This window comes from Streptomyces sp. GLSS-08, from assembly GCF_056387915.1.
The window spans coordinates 189318-202613 of sequence record NZ_JBWJAQ010000005.1 but is presented as its reverse complement, the minus strand read 5'-3'; the positions used below and the strand labels follow the sequence as shown (position 1 = coordinate 202613).

The 13296-nt window shown below is 72.6% G+C and carries 13 protein-coding genes and 1 tRNA gene; 8 read left to right on the top strand and 6 right to left on the bottom strand.

Annotated elements, in window-relative coordinates; translation table 11 throughout:
- Window positions 1–84: 84 nt before the first annotated feature.
- Entirely contained in the window at window positions 85–921 is an 837-nt protein-coding gene (locus AC0ZLC_RS11190; protein WP_476751925.1) for a ketopantoate reductase family protein, read from the top strand.
- Between the two features lie 193 nt (window positions 922–1114).
- A complete protein-coding gene (locus AC0ZLC_RS11185) occupies window positions 1115–1462 on the top strand; it encodes a hypothetical protein (RefSeq protein WP_476751754.1) in 348 nt (115 codons plus the stop codon).
- A 59-nt stretch (window positions 1463–1521) separates the two neighbouring features.
- Here the strand turns inward: AC0ZLC_RS11185 and AC0ZLC_RS11180 are convergent, their stop codons facing one another.
- On the bottom strand, window positions 1522–2073 hold the full coding sequence (locus AC0ZLC_RS11180) for a hypothetical protein (protein ID WP_476751753.1): 552 nt from the start codon (window positions 2071–2073) through the stop codon (window positions 1522–1524).
- Between the two features lie 8 nt (window positions 2074–2081).
- Here AC0ZLC_RS11180 and AC0ZLC_RS11175 point away from each other — a divergent pair, with 8 nt between their 5' ends.
- Window positions 2082–2345, top strand: coding sequence for a DUF6959 family protein (locus tag AC0ZLC_RS11175; RefSeq protein WP_476751752.1), 264 nt, complete (start codon window positions 2082–2084; stop codon window positions 2343–2345).
- A gap of 3 nt (window positions 2346–2348) precedes the next feature.
- Here the strand turns inward: AC0ZLC_RS11175 and AC0ZLC_RS11170 are convergent.
- Window positions 2349–2423: transfer RNA gene (locus AC0ZLC_RS11170), tRNA-Val, on the bottom strand.
- Between the two features lie 201 nt (window positions 2424–2624).
- Here AC0ZLC_RS11170 and AC0ZLC_RS11165 point away from each other — a divergent pair.
- From AC0ZLC_RS11165 to AC0ZLC_RS11150, 4 genes are all read left to right on the top strand, one after another.
- Window positions 2625–3443 carry a DUF4097 family beta strand repeat-containing protein gene (locus tag AC0ZLC_RS11165; protein ID WP_476751751.1) on the top strand — a complete coding sequence of 273 codons (819 nt, stop codon included), beginning with the start codon at window positions 2625–2627 and terminating at the stop codon, window positions 3441–3443.
- 72 nt (window positions 3444–3515) lie between these two features.
- Window positions 3516–4958, top strand: a complete 1443-nt coding sequence (locus tag AC0ZLC_RS11160; protein WP_476751750.1) for a hypothetical protein — start codon at window positions 3516–3518, stop codon at window positions 4956–4958.
- A gap of 229 nt (window positions 4959–5187) precedes the next feature.
- On the top strand, window positions 5188–5835 hold the full coding sequence (locus tag AC0ZLC_RS11155; protein WP_476751749.1) for a DUF4383 domain-containing protein: 648 nt from the start codon (window positions 5188–5190) through the stop codon (window positions 5833–5835).
- Window positions 5836–5961: 126 nt separating this feature from the next.
- Window positions 5962–6183: an FmdB family zinc ribbon protein gene (locus AC0ZLC_RS11150; protein ID WP_358854342.1), complete on the top strand. Its 222-nt coding sequence runs from the start codon at window positions 5962–5964 to the stop codon at window positions 6181–6183.
- Between the two features lie 402 nt (window positions 6184–6585).
- Here the strand turns inward: AC0ZLC_RS11150 and AC0ZLC_RS11145 are convergent, their stop codons facing one another.
- The 3 genes from AC0ZLC_RS11145 to AC0ZLC_RS11135 all read right to left on the bottom strand — a co-directional run bounded on the left by AC0ZLC_RS11145 (window position 6586) and on the right by AC0ZLC_RS11135 (window position 11146).
- Window positions 6586–7413, bottom strand: a complete 828-nt coding sequence (locus tag AC0ZLC_RS11145; RefSeq protein ID WP_476751748.1) for an HAD family hydrolase — start codon at window positions 7411–7413, stop codon at window positions 6586–6588.
- A complete protein-coding gene (locus tag AC0ZLC_RS11140) occupies window positions 7413–9890 on the bottom strand; it encodes a phosphoribosyltransferase (protein ID WP_476751747.1) in 2478 nt (825 codons plus the stop codon). Before AC0ZLC_RS11140 ends, AC0ZLC_RS11145 begins: the two co-directional genes overlap by 1 nt.
- A 92-nt stretch (window positions 9891–9982) precedes the next feature.
- Window positions 9983–11146 (bottom strand): HpcH/HpaI aldolase/citrate lyase family protein, encoded by a 1164-nt coding sequence (locus AC0ZLC_RS11135; protein WP_476751746.1) that lies wholly within the window; start codon window positions 11144–11146, stop codon window positions 9983–9985.
- A 190-nt stretch (window positions 11147–11336) separates the two neighbouring features.
- Between AC0ZLC_RS11135 and AC0ZLC_RS11130 the strand changes: the two genes are divergently transcribed.
- Window positions 11337–12233, top strand: a complete 897-nt coding sequence (locus AC0ZLC_RS11130) for a TerD family protein (RefSeq protein ID WP_476751745.1) — start codon at window positions 11337–11339, stop codon at window positions 12231–12233.
- Window positions 12234–12299: 66 nt separating this feature from the next.
- On the opposite strand, the gene AC0ZLC_RS11125 is transcribed toward AC0ZLC_RS11130, so the two are convergent.
- Window positions 12300–13037, bottom strand: a complete 738-nt coding sequence (locus AC0ZLC_RS11125; RefSeq protein ID WP_476751744.1) for a TerD family protein — start codon at window positions 13035–13037, stop codon at window positions 12300–12302.
- Window positions 13038–13296: the final 259 nt, after the last annotated feature.

Below are 13296 nucleotides of genomic sequence, written 5' to 3'. Positions count from 1 at the left end.
GGAATCCACGCTTCCCCGGCCGGGGACCGGCTGACGGTCGCGGTACTGGGCCCGGGCGGCGTGGGCGGACTCCTCGCGGCGCTCATGGCACGGGCCGGCCACCGGGTGATCTGCCTGGCCCGGGACGAGACCGCGCGGACGCTGCGCACCGGCGGCATCCGCGTGCACAGCGGCCCGTTCGGCGACTTCACGGCGCGGGTGGCGGCGGACACCGAGCTGCGCGAGCCGGTCGACGCGTGCCTGATCGCCGTCAAGCACACGGCCCTGGACGAGGCCCTGGACCGCGTACCGCCGCACGCGCTCGGCGAGAACGGCCTGGTCGTACCGTTCCTCAACGGCGTGGAACACCCCGCGGTCCTGCGCGCCCGCTACGGCGCCGCCCGGGTGGCCCCCGCCGTCATCCGGGTGGAGTCGACCCGCGTCGCCCCCGGGGTGATCGAGCACGGCAGCCCCTTCGCGGAGATCGACCTGACCGGGGACACGGTGCCGCGCGAACGTCTCGACGCGCTCGCCGGGGCCCTCGCGGCGGCGGGACCGGCCGTCCGGGTCCGGGACGACGAGGCGGCGACGCTGTGGGCGAAGATGTCGTTCCTGGCGCCGTTCGCCCTGCTGACGACCCGATACGGGCTGCCGCTGGGCGACGTACGCACCGGTCACCGCGAGGAGTTGACGGCACTGGTCGAGGAGACGGCGGCCGTCAGCCGTGCGAGCGGCGCCCCGGCGGACCCGGCGCAGGCCCTCGCCCGTTACGACGCGTTCCCGCCCGGCACCAGGTCCTCCATGCAACGGGACGCGGAGGCGGGCCGCCCGCTGGAACTCGACGCGATCGGCGGCGCGTTGCTGCGCGCGGCGGAACGGTACGGGGTGTCCGTGCCGGTGGCGGCGCGACTGGTGCGGGAGTTGGCGGACGCGGCTGGCTGAGCCCGCGGTGGCCCGGGAGCGGCGGGGGGCGGGCGCGCATCGCGCGGGCCCGGTGCGGCGGAGGGCGGGGCGCGCATCGCGCCGGCCCGGTGCGGCGGGACTCGGCCCGCGCCGCCCCCGCCGCCCACCCGTCCGTGTTCGAAGTCACCGGAGGAACTCGCATCACTAAATCGAACAGGCGTACCATTGCCGCGTGGCAGCGACTCCCCATGACTTCCCGAGTGACCTCCTGGCCGGTCAGGAGGAGCTGCATCAGGTCCGGGCGGAGCTTCTGGCCCTGTTCAAGCGGCTCCCCTGGTCGGTGGAGCCGCTGGACGGCTTCAGCGACGGCAGCGGCTGGCGCAAGGTGGAGCGCCCCGCGTCCCCGGGCTGGACGGCCGACGACCAGGCCGAGGTGGAGAAACTCCGCCGACGCGAACGCGAACTGGCCGTCTTCGTGACCTGCCACCGCTTCTGGGACCAGGTCGCGACCGCGGAGAGAGTCGACGCCCGGAGCAGACTGAAACACACCCGCGAGACCCCCGCGAGGACCGGGGACTGACCGCCGGACGCGGCCCGGCTGCGCCCCTCCAGCCGGGCGCCGGCGGTCTCAGCCAGGTTTCAGTGCCGGCCGCGGCGCCCCAGCAGCATCGCCTGCTCGCTCTTGAGGCGGGTGAACCGGTCGCGGGTGTACTCCCTCAGCTCCCGGCCCGGGAACGGTATGAGCGACAGATGTTCCTCGTACCTGCCCGCGGCCCACTGCGCGGCGGTGATCTCGTATCCGGCGACATGCGCGCAGAGCTGGAGCAGGACGGGGGGCATCTCTTCCTCGATGAGGAGATCGGCCTTGGTGACCACCACGTCGCGCATGGCCCGGATGTTGGGGATGAAGACGGTGGTGGCCCAGGTGCGCCACCGGGCCAGTTCCTGCTCGGTGGGAGGCATGTCGTGGTGGAAGGGATCGCGGCCGTCGGGGCGGACGTACGTCTCCGCGAAGGCGTCGTAGGCACGGCTGTTGGCTTCCATCAGCGCGAAGAGCGGACCGTAGAAGTCGCTCAACTGCATGTTGACCCGCGCCAGCCGGGCCTGCCTCTGCGCCAGCCGCAACCCGTTGAGATAGGTCGCCAGGTAGCCGATGAACGCCAGCCCTACGGTCAGGATCACTGTGGCCATGAGGGCCGATGTTAGGCGGCGGACGCAAGCGCCGGATGGCCGCGGGCCCCGCAGCGAGGTGGCCGAGGTGCGAGCGTGGCGACCTTGCCGAGGCTCAGGACTCCGCCGGCCTTCTTCTGGCAGGCGTCGACACCCTGCTGACGCGCTACGCGGATGCGTTGCAGGAGCACGGCATCCCGCGAAGTGGCACGGCGGCCTCGAACCGCCACCCACGACAAAGGCCCAGGTCTCCGGGGAATCCCCCGCTGACCTGGGCCTTAGTCATGTCCTGAACCTGGTGGGCGCGGACGGTTTCGAACCGCCGACATCCGCCTTGTAAGGGCGGCGCTCTACCGCTGAGCTACGCGCCCAGGACGAGTCGACAGCCTACATTGCCCGAGGGCCTGTCCTGCAAACCCGTGTACGGGGTGGGCGGGGGGTTATCCCCACCCCTCTTCCGGGAGCGGCCCGGATCCTTTGGCGGGCCCTGGATCCGTACGGTCGAAGGGCGTCGGAGGAGCGTGTGCCCGAGGGGCCCGGCGCGTCGACGTTCGCCTCAGGGGGAGATCCGCATGACCCGCTTGACCTGCCCGACCCGCACGGCGCGTACCCGGAGTACGGGCAGCACGCGGCGCGTCCGGACGGCTGCGGCGTCCGCCGCAGTCGTCGGACTCCTCGCGGCGGTCTCCGCCTGCGGTGCCGACGCCGCGGACGACGCAAAGCCCGACCACCGCTCGTTCGCCCTGCACGGCCGCACCCTGACCGTCGACTCGGACGACTCCGCGCTGGAACTCGTGGTCGCGGACTCCGACGAGGCCGACGAGGTCGAGGTCACCCGGTGGTTCAAGGGGAGCGTCGTCATGGGCGGGGACCCCCGGGTCACCTGGACCATGCGGGACGACCGGCTCGTCCTGCGGATGAAGTGCTCGGGCGTCGTCGCCGACTGCTCCGCCAGGCACCGGATCGAGGTGCCGCGCGGGATCGCCGTCACCGTCGAGGGCGGCGACGGGAGCGTGACGGCCAAGGGGTTCGAGGAGCGGCTGAGCGTCCGTACGTCGGACGGTTCCGTCCGCGTGACGGACTCCGCCGGCCCGCTGGACCTGCACAGCGGCGACGGTTCGATCACCGCCCTCGGCGTCGGCTCGCGCCGCGTGCGTGCCACCACCGAGGACGGCTCCGTACGGCTCGAACTGGGCGTCGTACCGCAGCTGGTGGAGTCCCGCAGCCACGACGGTTCCATCACGATCGGGCTGCCCCGCGAGACGTACCGGGTGACGACCGGGAGCGACGACGGTGCCGGGGACGTGTCCGTGCCCCGCGACGACAACAGCCCCCACGTCGTGTCCGCCCGCACCGGCGACGGGAAAGTCACGGTACGAACCGTGAACTGATGAGCCCGTGTGTTCGTCCCTATCGGGTGGGAGAATGACACCGGGTAGCGGATGACAGCACGGGAGAGGGATGTGACGGCGACACCTTCGCAGCCGTACACGCCGTATGTGCCAGGTGCGGAGCAGACACGCCGTCGCCCTGTGAACCCCCGGACCGGCCGCGCCGCCGGAACGGCGTGCGGCGCCGGTGTCCCCCGCGCCGCCCGGGACACACTGACCCTGATCGCGCTGCCGCTGCTCGCCGTGCTCGCCCTGCCGGCCGCTTTCGCCGGTGGCGGCACGCGGCGCTGGTTCGGGGGCCGCTCGGAGAGCCAGCGGGCCGAGGCACAGGCCGCGAAGGACGCCGCGGCCGCCGCCTTCTACGAGCTCGACACCGCCCAGCGCGATCTGCGGATCTCGATAGAGACCATCCGGGCCGTCGACGACTCCCCCGCGGCCCGTCGCGCGGTCTCCGACTTCGAGGCGCTCGGCCGGCGCATCGACGAAGCAAGCCACCAGTACATCAACGCCGTCGACGCCCACGACCTGGACCACGACGACCTGGAGGCGTCGGCCGCCGCGCAGGCCCGCACCGAACTCACCGCCGCCAAGGACGAGCTGGGCCGGGTCAAGCAGGACCTGGACCGTTTCGGCCAGGGCCTCGAGCCGCTGCTCGGCAAGGCCGAGACGCAGCTCGCCCGGCTCGCCCCGGCCGTCGAGCGCGCCCGCCAGGCCCTGCTCGCCGCCTCGAACGCCCTCGACGCCGTACGCGGCTCGAAGCTGAGGGCCGACGATCTCGCGGCCCGGCTCGCCGCCCTCGGCCCCGAGCTGACGAGGCTCAACCAGGGCGCGGGACAGCACGGCGTACCCGAGACGCTGGAGCGCGCCGAGCGGGTCGCACGCGAGGCCGAAACGGTACGGGCCGAGGCGCAGCGGCTGCCCGAGCGGGCCGCCGAGATCGACCACCGGCTCGTCTCGCTGCGCACCCGCGCGGAGGCTTTGACCACCCGGTCCGGGCAGGTCGAGCCGGTCCTCAGCGAGCTGCGGCGCCGGTTCACGGCCGCCTGCTGGCAGGACCTGCAGCACGTGCCGGACCAGGCCGGGGAGAACCTGCGGCAGGCGGAGCTGAAGCTGAAGGAGGCGCAGGCGGCGCGTGACGACCAGCGCTGGCCGGACGCGGCCTCGCTGCTGTCCACGGTGCGGGCGCTGCTGAACCACACCGACGAGGCCGTCTCCGCGGCCGGTGACCGGCTCCGGCGGCTCAACGCCGTCGCGAAGGACCCGCAGCACGAGATCGACCGCACCCGCTTCGCGATCCGTGACGCGCAGCGTCTCGCCATGACGGGCCGCAACACTCCCGACCCCCGGCATGCCCGCCCGCTCGACGACTCGGTGGCCCGCCTGGACCGTGCCGTCGCCTCGCTGGAGAGCCGCCACCCCGACTACTGGCACTTCCTCACGGAGACGGAGGTGGTCCGGCGGACGGTGGCGGAGGTGGTCGGGCGGATCCGTGAGGAGCGCGGAGGCGGGGCGTGAGCGTCGTGGGGTGCTGCCGCCGGACGCGCGAGGAGTTGCGGCGCGCCCCCGCCGGAGGTACGGGTCCTCTCCTCGGTCCGGGATCGGGGCAACGGGTCTTTTCCTTGCGGTGACTGGGGTCCGCGGCCCGCTCCCCGGCGGTCGGGGCGGCCTGATGTTGCCGGTACCGGTCCTGCGGGCGGATCCTTGGGGATACGTGCACCTCCGCTGACGGCCGAGGGAGGCGAACATGGCCACACAAACACTTCATTCGGGGTCGAGGCGTCGCATCCGGTTCGACGAGCATCTTCCGGTCGACCACCATCTCAGCAGGTTCTACCGGGTCGGCGCCGGGCTGATGGGACTCGTCCTGCTCGCCTTCGGCATCCTGGGCCTGATCGACAAGATCGGGTTCTTCGACACCCGCGGGGACACGGTGGCAGGCCTGAGTACCAACGGCGCGCTGAGTGTCATCTCGATCTGCGTCGGCCTGCTGCTCTTCGTCGGCATGGTGATCGGGGGGAACTTCGCCTCGACGGTGAACATGATCGTCGGCGTTCTGTTCATCCTCAGCGGCTTCGTGAACCTGGCGCTGCTCGACACCGACAGCAACTTCCTCGCCTTCCGCATCCCGAACGTGCTGTTCAGCTTCGTGGTGGGCGTCATGCTGATGTTCTTCGGCATGTACGGGAGAGTCGGTTCCGCTCTGCCGCACGACAACCCGTACTGGCGCTCCCGCCATCCCGAACAGGCGGAGACCGAGGAACGGGTGCGGGGCGGGATTCTCGCGGCGGAGGGGACGAGGCGACGGGGGCACCTCGCGCCGGGGCGCGGCGGTCAGTCCGGGGGCGACTCGGACTCCGGTCCCGGGGACTCCGGTCCCGGCCGGCCCTCCTGAGTTCCCGGCCCGGGTGTGAATTCCGGCCTCGCGTGACCCGGGGCAGTCACGGCCCCGCATGGGCTCGGGACCGGCCGGCTTCAGCTCCGGGGCCCCGCGAGGGGCGGTGCCGGTTAACCTGTGCGCATGCCTCGCTACGAGTACCGCTGCCGGACCTGCGGCGACACCTTCGAACTGAGCCGCCCGATGGCGGAGTCCTCCGCCCCCGCGGCCTGCCCCTCCGGTCACGACGACACGGTGAAGCTCCTGTCGACCGTCGCGGTCGGCGGCTCCGCCTCGGCCTCCGCGCCGGCGCCCCAGGCGGGCGGTGGCGGTGGCGGCTGCTGCGGCGGGGGCTGCTGCGGCTGAACCGTGCGGGGGCCGCACCAGGAGGGTAGGCCCACAGGACCAACGAGCGTGTTCCCTTACGGGTGCCTCGCCCACGGGTGCCTCGCCCACGTTCGCCCACGGGTGCTTCGCCCATGGGTGCCTCGCCCGGGGGCCTTCATCTACGTGTGTCTGCCCGCGGGTGTCCCCACCTCAGCTTCCCTTCAGCTCTCGCCTCCTGGCGTGGCCGCATGGCAGCCATCGCAGCGGCGACCGCGGCAGCCGGGCGCGCGCGGGGCGGCCCGGCTGCCGCTGGTGAAGGCCTGTGACGTCGACGAGGACCGAGGCCTGGTTCCTGCGGCACGGCACGAAGGCCGTGTAACCCGGCGGATGGCCGTGTAACCCGGCGGATGATCCCCGCGGTCTTCGTGGGGCTGCGGCTGTTCAGGCCGGCCGGGGGTGCTCGCAGGCGGCGAGGAATTCCCGGAGGATCCGCTCCCCCGCGGCGACACCGAGCTCAGGAAGAGCGGTGATCGCGGGGGCGGTCCAGCCGGCCTCGGCGAGTTCGCCGTGGCCGGGACGCCAGCCCCGGTCGGCGGCGAGCAGCAGATCGGCGTCGAGGAGCGAGTCACCGGCGGCCAGTGTACGGGCGGCGCCGGTGCGGCGGGCGACCTCGCGCATGGCCGCGCTCTTGGTGAGCGGCTTGGGAACGGCGTAGATCTTGCGGCCCTGCAGGGAGACGGTCCAGCCGCGGTTCTCGGCCCACACGGCGAGTTCCTTCACCCAGTCCTCGGGGAGCAGTTCGCGCTCGACGACGAGGTAGACGAAGAGGTCCTCGGCGACGCGGTGCTTGCGGACCCAGAGCGGGTCGGACGTGGCGGCCATGTGCTCGCGCACCTCGGCGAGGGAGGCGCATTCGTTCGCCAGGCGTTCGGTGACCCGGGCGTGCCAGTCGGGGTCGGAGACGCCGTCGACGAGCAGGTGACCGCCGTTGGCGCAGATCGCGTACCGCGGGGCGGGGCCGGGGAGGCTGATGCGCCGGTACTGCTCGCGGGTGCGGGTCGTGGTGGGCACGAAGAGGGCGGTGGTGCCGAGTTCGGTGAGGAGAGCGGCGGCGGTCTCGGTCATGTACGACAGCGGCTTGCCCTCGTAGATCTCGACGCAGAGCAGCCGGGGGGCCTCGGCGTCGGGCACGGCGAGGGAGAGCGCTGCGGTCGAGTAGATGAGGGTGCGGTCGAGGTCGCTGGCGACGAGCACCTGGGGCGGGGCCATCAGGCGGTCACCGCCCGGCCGTCGGCGCCGGTCGCCCCGCGGGTGAACTTGGGGTGGATCAACCCCACGCAGGTGTAGGGGAGTTCGGCGACCTCTTCGACGGGGACGCCGCGCTGTTCGGCGAGCAGGCGTACGTGGTCGAGGTCGGCGCCGGCTCCCGCGCGGGCGAGGATCTTCCAGGGGACGCGGCGCAACAGGACGCGGGTGGTCTCGCCGACGCCGGGCTTGACCAGGTTCACGTCGTGGATGCCGTACTCCTCGCTGATCCGCTCGACGGCGGCCCAGCCCTCCCAGGTCGGTGCGCGGTCGGCGGCGAGCAGGTCCTTGGCCTGTGCGTCGACCGCGTCGCAGACGTCGGGGAAGTGGGCGGCGACGGCGTCGAGGAAGTCGGCGGAGACGTCGGCGGCGGCGAGTTCGCGGTAGAACTTGGCGCCGTGGTAGTCGTGTTCGCCGACGAGGTCGGCGCGCAGGACGGTGCGGGAGATCAGCCCGGAGACCGTCGAGTTGAGGCAGGCGGAGGGTATGAGGAAGTCCTCGCGGGTGCCGTAGGTGCGGACGCAGGCGCCGGGGTCGGCGAGCACGGCAATCTCCGGGTCGAATCCGGTGATGCCGTCGGACGCCTCGAACTCCTCGACGGCCTGGGCGAGTTCGCGGGTGATGGCGCCCTTGCCGGTCCAGCCGTCGACGAACACGACGTCGGCGGGGTCGTGGTGGGCGGCCAGCCAGCGCAGGGCGTTGGCGTCGATGCCGCGTCCGCGCACGATGGAGACGGCGTAGTGCGGGAGGTCGAGTCCGTGGCGGTGCTGGGCCCAGCGCCGCATGAGGACGCCCACGGGTGTCCCGGCGCGGGCGAGGGAGACGAGGACGGGTCCGGGTGAGCGTTCGGCGAGTACCAGTTCGGTGACGGCGCCGACGGCCAGGGCGATGCGGGCGGCCGAGGTGCCGAGGGCCGCGTGGAACAGCTCCTGGTACTGCTCGCTCGGCTGGTACTCCACCGGCAGTGACTCCGCGTAGTGGGCGCCCCCGCTCTGGATCGCCTCCTCGCGTTCCTCGGTGGGGGCCTCCAGACGGACGTCCGAGAGGTCCTGGAGCAGCCAGCCGACGTCGTCCGGTGCGTACGAGGAGAAGGCGGGGCCGCGGAGGGGCGCGGGGAGCATGAGGGGCCTTTCGGGGGCGGTGTGCCGCGGGGCCGCGTGCGGCGCGGCACCGGAGGCGGTCGCCGGCGACGGGACGTGGGAGGGGACGACGGCGAGCAGGACGGCGGGGGTGTGCGCGCCGAGCTGGGCCAGCAGTCCGTCGGGGGCGTGCAGCTCGGGGGTGTCGGCGGCGGAGTCGACGACGGCGACGACGGCGTCGAATCCGGCACCGGCGACGTTGTAGGCGTAGCGCGGGCCGGGTCCGTCGTCGGGGTGGTCGTGGGCGGGGAAGACGAGGCGGGTGCGTATCGCGTAGCCGGGGTCGTCGACGGCGAGGACGGGTGAGCGGGTGGTGGTGGAGTACCGCACCTCGGCGTCCGTGGCCTGCTCCAGTTCCCGCGCCAGCCGCAGCGGGGCGTACATCAGCTCCTCGAAGCCGAGGACGAGGACGCGCCGGGCCGCGTCGGGCAGGGCGCCCGCTATCCGGGCGGCCATGGCGGGCAGCGCGTCCTCCAGGCGTGTGCGGTGCCCGGGGGTGAAGCCGTGGCGGCCGCCGTCGGGTACGCCCTGCGGCCAGCCGAGGGCGACGCGACGGACGTCGCCGGTGCGCTCGGGGGTGTGGAAGGCGGGGGCGGCCGGCTCGTGGGCGGCGACCAGCGCCTGCCCCTTCTCCAGGACGCCGTCCGGGAGGACGACCGTGCCACGGGCGGCGGTGACCAGGTCGATGCGGGCGCCGATCTCGCGGCCGAAGTCCTCCAGGCGTCCGAGGTCGGCGGCGGAGCGCAGGTCGACCAGGGCGACGACGACGTACCGCTCGCGCGGGTAGCGCTCGTGCAGGGCGCGGACGGTGTTCAGGACGGTGTTGCCGGTGGAGAACTCGTCGTCGACGAGGACGAGCGGACCGGGGCCGGCGAGCAGCCGCGGGTCCTCGGGGAGGAGCAGGTGGGAGGTGGCGTGGGAGTGGGACTCCTCGAAGCCGCCCGCCCGTGCGACGCCCGGGACGGGGCGGCGGGTGGAGTGGAGGTAGGGGGCCACGCCGATGCCGTCGGCGACGCAGTGGCCGAGGCCGGTGGCGGTCTCCGCGTAGCCGAGGACCACGGCCGTGGGCGCCTCGTCGCCCAGCAGTTCGCGGACGCGCCTGCCGAGCGCGAACCCGTACCCGTGGACGAGGGAGGGCGACTGCGGGACGTGTTTGCCGAGCACGTTGGAGACGAGGAGGTGCGCCCGCTTGGGGTTGCGCCGCAGCGCGAGTCCCAGCAGGCCGGGCAGCTTCTCGTCACCGACGAGTTCGACCCCGAGCCGCCGCGCGACCCAGGTCCCCGTCCACTCCACGTTGTTCATCGATTCCTTGTTGGTTCGGTCGGTCCGGCCGCCCGGCCGCCCGGCCGGTCCGGGCGGCTGCGGTTTCGGGCGGCCGGTCGGTCCTCGCTGCTTCAGGAGCACAGTCCGGCGGCGAGCAGTTCCACGAAGCCGATGTCCTCGTTGGCGACGCCGAAGACCTCGGCGCGCTGGAGGGTGCGTTCGGCCCAGGCGCGGTGCGGCTTCACCTCGTTCATCTTGTTCGTGTACGCGGAGCGGAGCACTCCGCCGCCGCACCGGTCGGGCCGCAGGATGTCCTTGGCGTCGCTGTACTCCTCGTGACTGACGACGGACAGCGCGTGCACGGGCAGGACGTGCGAGGGATGGATGCAGGTCTTTCCGAGGAGGCCGTTGGCGCGGTCGAGGGCGATCTCGCGCAGCAGGCCGTCCATGTCGTGCTCGATCAGGGTGGCGCGCAGGTGCTCGGCCGCCGGGGTGAAGGGGCTGCGGCGCAGCTGTGGCTTGAACATGCGCTCCTGGAGCCGGAAGTACTCCCAGACGGGTCCGGTCACGGTGAATCCCGTGCCGTCGGAGCGGCCGAGGACGTTCACCACGTCGGCGATGACGGAGGCGACGATCTGGACGTCGTAGGCCGTCATGTCGGGCGGGCGGCGCAGTCCGTACGCGGAGCAGAAGTCGGTGACGCCGAGGCGCAGCGCGAGGACTCTCTCGCGGTACTTGTCGACCGCGCGGTAGATCCCTTCCAGGGTCTCCCGGCGGCTCTCCAGGTGGAGCAGTTCGGGCGACTCCAGGACGGGCATGGCGAACAGGCGCCGTCCGCTCGTCGCCTCGGCCGCGGTGAGGGCCTCCAGGTAGGGGGTGCCGCGCTCCTCGGTGAACTTGGGCAGGACGAATCCGGACAGCAGCCGGACGGTGGGGCCGAGCCGCCGGACGAGGTCCGGGATCTGCTCGGGGGCGCGGACCCGCACGAACAGCAGCGGGAGCGCCGCGTCGGGCCGTCCGGCGAGGTCGGTGAACTGCCTGACCAGGTTCTCCTCGCCGTACGCGACATCCGCGTCGTCGATCGAGTCCTCCAGGCACAGCACCATGGAGACCACGCCGCGCCCGGACTGCTTGACGATGTCGTCGGCGAGCTGCGGCCGGGTGGCCGGGCTGTAGAGGGTGGCGCCGAGGCCCGCGGCCAGGACGTGGGCCGGGGATTCCGCGCTGAAGTCGCACGGCTCCCGGTGGAAGAGGCGTTGGCGCTCCTCAGGGGCGATGTGCCCGAAATGACGCATGGGTCTCCCCCCGTGGCGGCTGGACGGCCTGACGTGATGTGGCCGGTAATAGTACGTAGATATCCATGTCAGCAGTTCCCAGCGAGCATGAAGTTCTGGTAACCCAGCTGTGTCCGATGCCTGCTGTTCCTGTACGGAAGCCGAGTACCCCGCGTTGTCGTGACCAGGCCCGAGAGGGCAGGATGACCGCATGACGCACGCGATGCTGAAGGGGTCGAACGTCCCGCTGGACGCCACAGCGGTGCGTGCCGTGCTGCGCTGGGCGCCCGGGCAGGGCGTTCCGGACGTCGATGCCTCGGCGCTGCTCCTCGGCCCCGACGGTCGTGTGCGATCCGACGAGGACTTCGTCTTCTACAACCAGCCCCGGCACCCGTCGGCCAAGGTCTGGCGGCTCGGCAAAAAGAGGGTCGCCGAGGGACTCACGGACACGATCCAGACGGATCTGGCGGGTGTCGAGTCCGCGGTCGGCCAGATCCTGCTGGTCGCCTCGGCGGACGGGGTCACCTTCGACCGCGTGCGCGACCTGCGCATCCTGCTGTACGACGCGTCGGTCGCCGAGGGTGAGCCGCTGGCGTACTTCGACATCAGACCGGAGACCGGCGCGGAGACGGCGCTGATCTGCGGGGAGCTCTACCGGCGCGGCGAGGGGTGGAAGTTCCGGGCGCTCGGCGAGGGCTACTCGAACGGTCTGCAGGGCCTCGCGACCGACTTCGGCATCTCGGTGGACGAGTCGGAGCCCGACTCCGCGTCCGAGGAGACGTGGGCGGCGCCGCCGAGTTCCGCCGAGGAGACGTGGGCGGCGCCCGCCGGTCCGCCCGAGACCTCGGTTCCGCTGCCGCCCGAGCACCCCGCGCCGGTGCCGCAGCAGGCCTCGCAGTCCGCCTACGGTCATCCCCCGGCGCCCACGCAGCAGCCCGCGTACGGCTATCCGCAGCCGGCCGCCCGGCCGGCGGACGAGTCGGCGTACGGCTATCCGCAGACGGCGGCCGTCGAGCCGCCCGCGTACGGCTATCCGCAGCCGGTCGGTCCGGTACCGGACCCGGACTTCGAGCTGCCGCCACAGGGCCCGCAGTTCATCGGCCGCTGACCGGCGCGCCGCGGGGCCCGGTGCCGCCTTCCGCGGGGCGGCACCCGGCGCGGCGGCGCGTGCTGCTCACCGGCCGGCCTTCGACTTGTAGCCGCGGCCCCACTGCAGGCCCCAGCCGTACAGGCGGTCCAGTTCGGCCTGGAAGCCGTACACGAATCTGACCTCGCGGCGCACGGTCAGTTCGCCCTTGTTGTTCTCGATCATCACGACGGCGCAGGACCGCGCCTGCGGGTGGCGCTCGTCGAGGCCGATCTCGATCCGGGGGCCGTTGCTCGGGTAGAGGGTGACGATGGCGTGCGTACGGTCGAAGGCGGGGGTCTGGTCGTAGATGTAGACGAAGACGAGCAGCCGTTTGATGTCGTCGCGGTGGTCGAGGTTGACGAAGATCGTCTCGCCGGATCCGGAGCCGAAGCGGTCGTCGCCGCTCAGTTTCACGTACGGCGGGGCGTTCAGTTCGCCGAAGAAGCCGCCCAGCGGCTGGACCACGCCCTTCGAGCCGTCCGCGAGCTCGTACATGCAGCCCAGGTCGAGGTCGACGTTGACCATGCTCTGCGTGTGCGCCTGGACCACTTCGGGCTTGAACGCCTGGAAGGGGTGGCGCAGCAGGCTGCCGCGCTCGGGCCCGCCGATGTCGGAGGTGCGCATCCGCCAGGACAGGTTGACGCGCAGGTTGCCGGTGGCCGCGCCCTGCTGGGTGAGCGAGACCTGGCGGTGCCGCTTGGTCAGTTCGATGGCGTTGGTGGACGCGCTGCCCGAGTCGAAGTCCGCCGACCGGCCGCGCCACAGGTCTTCCCAGAAACTCATTCCGCCCCCCACATGCCTGATTCGTACGTCGTGCCCCTGACGTCCCCGCCCCGCGCGCGGTGTCCGTGCGGCGCCGGTGACGTCCGCGTGGACCATGCCGTGCGGGGCGGCACCGAGGACGCGTCCTCGGTGCCGCCCCGCACAGAGCGTTCCTCATCGGGCGGGGTGTCAACCCCTCGGCCCGGTGCGCGTGTCAGACCCCGGACGAGACCTCAGTCTTGTCGTCCGAGGTCTGGCCTTTTCCCTCGGCGGCCGCGAG

Coding starts and splice junctions, on each gene's coding strand:
- AC0ZLC_RS11190 (WP_476751925.1), top strand. CDS start 85: ATGGCACGGGCCGGCCACCGGGTGATCTGCCTGGCCCGGGACGAGACC.
- AC0ZLC_RS11180 (WP_476751753.1), bottom strand. CDS start 2,073: ATGGCCACAGTGATCCTGACCGTAGGGCTGGCGTTCATCGGCTACCTG.
- AC0ZLC_RS11175 (WP_476751752.1), top strand. CDS start 2,082: ATGTTAGGCGGCGGACGCAAGCGCCGGATGGCCGCGGGCCCCGCAGCG.
- AC0ZLC_RS11165 (WP_476751751.1), top strand. CDS start 2,625: ATGACCCGCTTGACCTGCCCGACCCGCACGGCGCGTACCCGGAGTACG.
- AC0ZLC_RS11155 (WP_476751749.1), top strand. CDS start 5,188: ATGGCCACACAAACACTTCATTCGGGGTCGAGGCGTCGCATCCGGTTC.
- AC0ZLC_RS11150 (WP_358854342.1), top strand. CDS start 5,962: ATGCCTCGCTACGAGTACCGCTGCCGGACCTGCGGCGACACCTTCGAA.
- AC0ZLC_RS11145 (WP_476751748.1), bottom strand. CDS start 7,413: ATGGCCCCGCCCCAGGTGCTCGTCGCCAGCGACCTCGACCGCACCCTC.
- AC0ZLC_RS11140 (WP_476751747.1), bottom strand. CDS start 9,890: ATGAACAACGTGGAGTGGACGGGGACCTGGGTCGCGCGGCGGCTCGGG.
- AC0ZLC_RS11135 (WP_476751746.1), bottom strand. CDS start 11,146: ATGCGTCATTTCGGGCACATCGCCCCTGAGGAGCGCCAACGCCTCTTC.
- AC0ZLC_RS11130 (WP_476751745.1), top strand. CDS start 11,337: ATGACGCACGCGATGCTGAAGGGGTCGAACGTCCCGCTGGACGCCACA.
- AC0ZLC_RS11125 (WP_476751744.1), bottom strand. CDS start 13,037: ATGAGTTTCTGGGAAGACCTGTGGCGCGGCCGGTCGGCGGACTTCGAC.